The organism is Pseudomonas sp. (assembly GCF_026224925.1).
Classification (GTDB): Bacteria; Pseudomonadota; Gammaproteobacteria; order Pseudomonadales; family Pseudomonadaceae; genus Aquipseudomonas.
The window spans coordinates 1-6,654 of sequence record NZ_JAMFRV010000563.1; the positions used below are offsets into that span (position 1 = coordinate 1).

General features: G+C 54.2%; 7 protein-coding genes. 3 read left to right on the forward strand and 4 right to left on the reverse strand.

The features are described from left to right. Positions 1–167: 167 nt before the first annotated feature. Together M0974_RS23495 and M0974_RS23500 are read right to left on the reverse strand one after the other, a co-directional pair. Entirely contained in the window at positions 168–1,454 is a 1,287-nt protein-coding gene (locus tag M0974_RS23495; protein ID WP_297842557.1) for an MFS transporter, read from the reverse strand. An 85-nt stretch (positions 1,455–1,539) separates the two neighbouring features. Beyond that, positions 1,540–2,913: a M20 family metallopeptidase gene (locus tag M0974_RS23500; protein ID WP_297842560.1), complete on the reverse strand. Its 1,374-nt coding sequence runs from the start codon at positions 2,911–2,913 to the stop codon at positions 1,540–1,542. Positions 2,914–3,035: 122 nt separating this feature from the next. Between M0974_RS23500 and M0974_RS23505 the strand changes: the two genes are divergently transcribed. Beyond that, positions 3,036–3,920: a LysR family transcriptional regulator gene (locus M0974_RS23505; RefSeq protein WP_297842562.1), complete on the forward strand. Its 885-nt coding sequence runs from the start codon at positions 3,036–3,038 to the stop codon at positions 3,918–3,920. Positions 3,921–3,964: 44 nt separating this feature from the next. Here M0974_RS23505 and M0974_RS23510 read toward each other — a convergent pair whose 3' ends face one another. Together M0974_RS23510 and M0974_RS23515 are read right to left on the reverse strand one after the other, a co-directional pair. Next, a complete protein-coding gene (locus tag M0974_RS23510; protein ID WP_297842564.1) occupies positions 3,965–5,116 on the reverse strand; it encodes a murein transglycosylase A in 1,152 nt (383 codons plus the stop codon). Positions 5,117–5,275: 159 nt separating this feature from the next. Further along, entirely contained in the window at positions 5,276–5,905 is a 630-nt protein-coding gene (locus tag M0974_RS23515; RefSeq protein WP_297842569.1) for a glutathione S-transferase, read from the reverse strand. Positions 5,906–6,062: 157 nt separating this feature from the next. On the opposite strand from M0974_RS23515, the gene M0974_RS23520 reads away from it, so the two are divergent. Continuing rightward, on the forward strand, positions 6,063–6,236 hold the full coding sequence (locus M0974_RS23520; RefSeq protein ID WP_297842571.1) for a hypothetical protein: 174 nt from the start codon (positions 6,063–6,065) through the stop codon (positions 6,234–6,236). Between the two features lie 58 nt (positions 6,237–6,294). Then, positions 6,295–6,654 (forward strand): dihydrodipicolinate synthase family protein (locus M0974_RS23525; protein ID WP_297842573.1); only part of this gene is annotated, 360 nt, incomplete at its 3' end.

The window sequence follows — 6,654 nt, forward strand, 5'->3', positions numbered from 1 at the left end:
GAAGGGGTGGGGCGAGGTCTCCCACGGTCTGTACTGTGTCAGCAGTCAGATGCGAACTGTTCGTCCCACCACCCCTTCAAGTCCTACCATACAAGCGAACTTGTTCGCGAAGGCCACGACGCGGAGTGTCAGGCGTGCCACTGAGTCGCAGCCATCATGCGAGTCAATCAGATTAGTTTTAATTTTCTCTGTGCTATCAGCAGAGCGCTAATGCTGAGGGCCGCCGCCACGATAAGGTAAAAACTAGGCGCAAGTTGAGAACCTGTGAGAGCGATCAAGCCGGTCGCAATCACTGGCGCAAAACCTCCAAATAGTGTGACGGACAGGTTATAGCTCAACGACATACCGGTAACGCGCGTATGCAGTGGGAAAATATCAGCCATCAGTGCTGCCAGCGGTGCGAAATAGAAGGCTTTGATAAGCGCCATCATGGACACAACCAGTAAAAGGGACGTCGCACTGGGCACTTTATTAAGCCAGAAGAACGCCGGAAAGATCGCCAGAATGTAGATGATAGAGGCCCAGAGCATAATTTTTATACGGCTGATGTAACCCGTCATGAATCCCACAACAGGCGTTACCACGGTCAGGATGAGGCCCGCGGTCAGTGTGGCCAGAAAGCCCGATGACTGTGGAATATTCAACGTGGTCGCTGCATAGGTGGGCATGTACTTGATCATGAAGTTCGACGCAGTCGATACGATAAGAATACCCATAGCGACAATGAGTAATGTCTTCTGAGAAAGTAATACTTCCCTCAACGGCTGGGAGTCGGGTTCGCTTTCTTTGAACTCGGGAGACTCGTCGACAGTGCGGCGAATGTAAAGGCCCACCGGGCCGAGGATCAAGCCGAAGAAGAACGGCACACGCCAGCCCCAATCGAACATTTGCTGATCGTTAAGGTACGCCGTCAGGAAATAGCCAAATATTGATGCGATGACCACGCCAAATCCCTGGCTCGCAAATTGGAGGCTCGCCACAAAGTTACGGGTCTTTTGCGGCGCGTGCTCCATCATGAATGCCGTTGAACTGCCAAACTCACCACCGGCTGAGAAACCTTGCAGCAAACGAGCAGCCAAAATACCAATTGGAGCAATAATGCCTATCGCTGCGTAGCTGGGCATTACTGCAATCATCGCAGTCCCAATAAGCATCAGCAGTATGGATAAACTCAGCGCTTTCTTCCGGCCTTGTCGGTCGGCATACGAGCCCAAAATTGCAGCGCCCAGCGGACGAATAAGAAACGAGATACCAAAGGTCGCGAACGCAAGAAACAGCGATACGGCTGGGTCTGAAGCGGGGAAAAACACTTTGCTGATCGTTAACGCAAAATATGCGTAGACCGACAGGTCAAACCACTCGAGTGTGTTTCCGATCAATGCGGCGACGACAGGTTTCCAGATGGACTTTGTTGTTTCGGTCGCCGGTGTAGCGGTGGATGATAGTGCTGGCATGCTAGACGCTCCTAGTATTGTAAGTGTGTGAGCGGCAGATACAAAAAGTCTGATCGAGACCCTGTTTTTTTATTTTTTTGGGGACTTAAGCTACGTTACCCAAGTCCCAGAACAGCGCTGTCATGACTTCCAGGCCTTCAAGGATCAAGGATTCCAGGATGTGTTCATCCGGGGCATGTTGTGAGCAACCAGGGTAGGAATGCGGTATCCACAAAGTGGGTAGCCCCAGGACATCCGAGAAAATGTCGTTGGGCAGGGTGCCTGCAAGGTTGGGTAATACGGCGATCTTTCGAGGCGTTGTTTCGGCAATCGACGTCTTCGCGAAGCGGACCCATTTGTTGTCGGGATCCAGTCGAGTGGCAGGCGTACAACGATCAATCACTATTTTTACGTGTTGAAAGCCTTCGGCATCCAGGTGATGGCGCAGTAAGCTTTCCAGGTTCTGCCAGTCAGTGCCGACGACGAACCGAAGTTGGCAATACGCAACAGCTGAGGGTGGAATTGCGTTGACCGGTTTGTTGGGGTTACCCGCAGTAAACGCCAATATTTCCAGTGTATTCCAGCCAAAGAGTTTCTCACCCAGCGTCAAACCGGGCTCACCCCAATGAGTATCCAGGGTCAGTCCCAAAGAGTGCTGATCAATACCCAGGTCGTGGATCGCTTCCCGTACGGAGTCTGGTATGGACGATGGAACAAGTCCCAGACAGAGAATACGTCCGGTTTGGTCCACCAGGCTTGCCAGGGCATTGCTCAAGACCACTGCGGGATTGGACATGACGCCTCCCCAGTTGCCTGAGTGCAATCCCTTATCACGGGCTCGAACCTCAAGGGAAAACAGTGCCGACCCCCTGGAACCCAGAAATATCGTTGGGCGGCTGTCGTTGAGACGAGGTCCGTCTGACGCTATGAATACATCGGCCGCAAGTAGATCACGATGAGCCTGGCAGACCTCACGTAGTCCGGGAGAGCCGCATTCTTCACCGGTTTCGAAGATGACTTTTACGTTAAATCCTAATCGCCCCCCTCGTGCATTGATCACCTGTTCAAGGGCCGTCAAGTTGATGCTGTGTTGACCCTTGTTATCGGCGGTGCCGCGTCCGTACCAACGATCGCCTTCTATCGTCAACTCCCAAGGACTTAGACCTTCTCGCCATTGTTCGTCGTAACCAAGCACAACGTCCCCATGCCCATAGGTCAGTACCGTCGGCAGATGTGCGTCTTCGGTGCGCGATGCGAACAGAAGCGGACCTGCCCCCTTTGGGTTCTCCAGCGATTGGCATTGGAACCCCATCCTCACCAGCGCCGGTTCAATCTCTTCATGGAGATAGCGTCCCAGCTGTTCAGCTTTGGCCGGGTCTTGGCTTTCGCTTTGGATAGCAATACGACGGCGTAGATCGGCTTCAAAATGTCCATCGGATAGGTACTGGCGAACACTGGCGAGCGCTTGATGCTTGGACATGGCGGTTCCGGTTACGGCTGAAAGATTCAGTCCAATATAGAAGTCGCGTGATTGTTCTGTATATTGCTGTTTTTTGACGATAGGCTTCTAATTAATAGAAGGCATGACAGAGGAATCAAGGCGTGGATTATCGTTACTTTCTCGCAGTGATTGATTCAGGTTCGCTCGCTGCCGCCGGCGAGCGTTTGCACATAGCGCCCAGCGCTGTGAGCCGGCAGGTCGCCCTATTGGAGGACAGCATAGGCGTGCCGTTGTTCGAACGACGGCCACGGGGGATGTTTCCGACTGCTGCCGGGAGCGCGTTGGCTGATCACGCAAGACGCGCTTCATTAGAAGAGCAAAACGTATTGTCGGAGTTGCGAGGGGGTGATTATCCTGGCGCTAAAGTGATTCGCTTGGTTTCAACTGAAGGGCTTTCACGTTATTTCCTGCCACACGTGCTAATCAAACATTACGAGCAGCTCCCAACCTTCCGCTACGTACTCGACGTAATGTCACCTCACGAGTGTGCGGAAAAAGTAATGCGAGGAGACGCCGATGTGGGTTTGACGTTTAGCACCGAACCCACGGAAGGCGTCAATGTCCTGCACTCAAGCCGTTCACCCATTCGAGCGGTGATGCGTGCGGGACATCCACTCGCGACGCTGAAGCCATTGTCTCTGTGCTCCCTGTTGCCTTTTCCGCTGGCACTCACTCCGAAGGGCACAACCCAGAGGCAGTTGTTCGACCTCGTCTGTCAGATGGAAGGTCTGAAGTTCAATCACGTGATGACCTGTAATTACTCCGGCGCTATTCATGAGTTTGTCCGCCACTCCAACACTGTCGCGTTTGGCGGTGCAATCAGTCAACGCGCGAATGACAGCGATGACCTGATATCGGTCCCGCTGTCGAACCCTCGATTTTCAGATCGAGCTATTAAGGTCTTAACCATGCCCAAGCGTTCGATGCCCGCATCGCTTCAGTCTTTTATCGATACCCTGATTGCATGCTTAAAAACCGTCAATTGAGTCTGTCTCTTTTATGAGTGAGTTCGCCCCACGGAGTGGTGCTGTCACTGAACCGTCGGCATCGCCGCATCTTTAGGCCACAACAACCAGATCTGCCCTGCCTGTTTCATGTTGCCCGCCAATTCGCCGGCTTCTACGCCGGTGCCGGTGAACAAGTCGGCGCGGACTTCGCCGGCGATGGCGCCGCCGGTGTCTTGTGCTGCGACTGGGCGCACGATTGGGCCGCCGCCGTTGGGGCGGGTGGTAGAGAGCCACAACAGGCTGCCCAGCGGGATGACCTTGCGATCTATCGCCACGCTATAACCAGGCGTCAGAGGAACGTTGAGTGAGCCCCGTGGGCCTTCGTTGCTATCAGGGCGAATACCGAAAAACACATAGCTTGGATTGCTCGCCAGCAACTCTGGCACCTGATCCGGGTTGGCCGTGGCCCAGTCACGAATCCGGCTCATGCTCAGTTCTTCCTTCTTCAACTGATCATGGTCCACCAACCAGCGTCCCACCGGCCGGTAAGGGTGGCCGTTTTGGTCTGCGTAAGCGATGCGCATCTGCCTGCCACTGTCCAGTTGAACGCGACCGGAACCCTGAATCTGTAGAAACTGCAGGTCCATCGGATTGCTCAGCCACGCCAGTATCGGCGCATTTGCGCCTTGGCGTCCGATGGTGGCTGCGTCGTCGTACGGTTTGAGGGTTCGGCCTTCAAGGCGGCCGCGTAAGCGTTTGCCTTTGAGTTCCGGGTAGATGCTGTCTAGCGCAACCACCACCAGATCGTCAGGTACGCCGTAAATCGGCACGGTAGTTGTATCGCTGCGCTCAAGGCTGCCTTTATAGATCGGCTCGAAATAGCCGGTAATCAAACCTTTGGCACCTTTGTCGGCCGAGCGCAGGCTATACACCTGCAGGTTTGATTTAAGGAACTCACGAACCGCGGTGGCGTTCGGTTGCACTTGCGCAGCGGCGCTGCAGGTGGCTTTCCAGGTCTTGTCGTTGGCCATCCGCGCACAGGCGGAATACCAACTGTTGAAGCCTGCGAGCAGGTCTTCGTCACTGGTAGCTGGCAGATCTTCCCACTTGACGCTGACGTAGGTAGTCACTGGTGGCGTGGGCTTTGGCTTGCCGTTATCACAGGCAGCCAGAAGGGCGAAAAGGGGAACGGCGCAAAACAAAAAACGGCGCCAGCGGCAGCAAAAATCAATCACGCGATGGGTTCCTGAGGAGCAATTCGAGGGCATTAGCTTGGTGAATTCAGCCCGCCGCGTCAAATCCGGATGGGCGCAATGGGAGGGCCCGGGCCGAAGCACCGTTGGTCGATCCCGGGTCGGAAGTAGGCACTTGAATGCATAACCGACTTCGATAAATCAGCGACGAGCGTAGGCGTATTCGCCGCCTTTCTCCACTGCGGCTTGATACGCAGGGCGCGCTTGAGTGCGCTCTACCCACGCGGCAAGGTGCGGATAAGGGCCGAGTTTTCCAAACTGCTTGGCAACGTCGCCAATAAAGCTCAACTGGATGTCTGCGCCGCTCAAGTCATCGCCAAACAGATAGTCGGAATGACTCAACGCTTCATCGATAAAACTCAAATAGTTGGTCACTTCTGAATCAATCCGTGGCTGCAAAGGCTTGCCCGCTTCGCCCAAGCGACCCACATACAAGTTCAGCATAAGTGGCAGCATGGCCGAGCCTTCGGCGAAGTGCAGCCATTGCACGTATTTGTCGTAGGCAGCGGTGGACGGGTCCGGTTGCAAGCGGCCATGGCCGTGACGGCGGATCAAATAATCAACAATGGCTCCGGACTCAATAAGTACCGTCGCCCCGTCCTCGATGACCGGCGACTTGCCCAGTGGATTAATCGCTTTCAATTCAGGCGGCGCCAGATGGGTGTTCGGGTCGCGCTGGTAGCACTTGAGTTGGTAGGGGACCTGCAACTCCTCCAGTAACCAGAGGATCCGCTGGGAGCGCGAGTTGTTCAGGTGATGAACGATGATCATGGGCAGTTCCTTGGGTAAGGGCAGTGTAGTTATGAGGGGTCTGACCTTTCAGTGCAACGTGTTGTTCAGTTCCGCATTCGCTAACTCAACGGTGCGAAGAGCGACTGCGCTGCCGATGAGTGGCTAATAGTGTCTCCAATGAACGACCAGTTATCTGATGTCCTATGACGAAAAAGCTGTTTGGAATTTGACTGAGCCGCTCGAAAAGCCTGATTTTCAAGGATTACTGCCTTATATGGATGATTTTTCCTTCATGGAAGCGCTCGAAGAGCATATGTGCAGGCAAGAATCTTCATCAGAAATGGCTTGTATTAATATAGATGTACGATAACGTACGTCATGTCAGAATCAGTCATCGTCACAAACAACCATAAAAAAGTGATTTTAAAATGACCCCACTCGAACTCAAAGAAACAGTTTCGTCCGGTTTGCTTTCATTTCCGGTTACCGATTTCAATGCTCAGGGTGACTTCCATAAGGCCGGCTACATCAAGCGCCTCGAATGGCTAGCTCCCTACGGCGCCAGTGCTCTGTTCGCTGCGGGCGGTACTGGTGAATTTTTCTCCCTCGCCGCCAGCGAATATTCCCAAGTCATCAAAACCGCCGTCGACACCTGCGCTAACAGCGTGCCGATTCTGGCCGGCGTCGGCGGTTCTACCCGTCAAGCGATCGAATACGCACAAGAAGCCGAGCGCCTGGGCGCCAAAGGCTTGTTGCTGCTGCCGCACTACCTGACCGAAGCCAGCCAA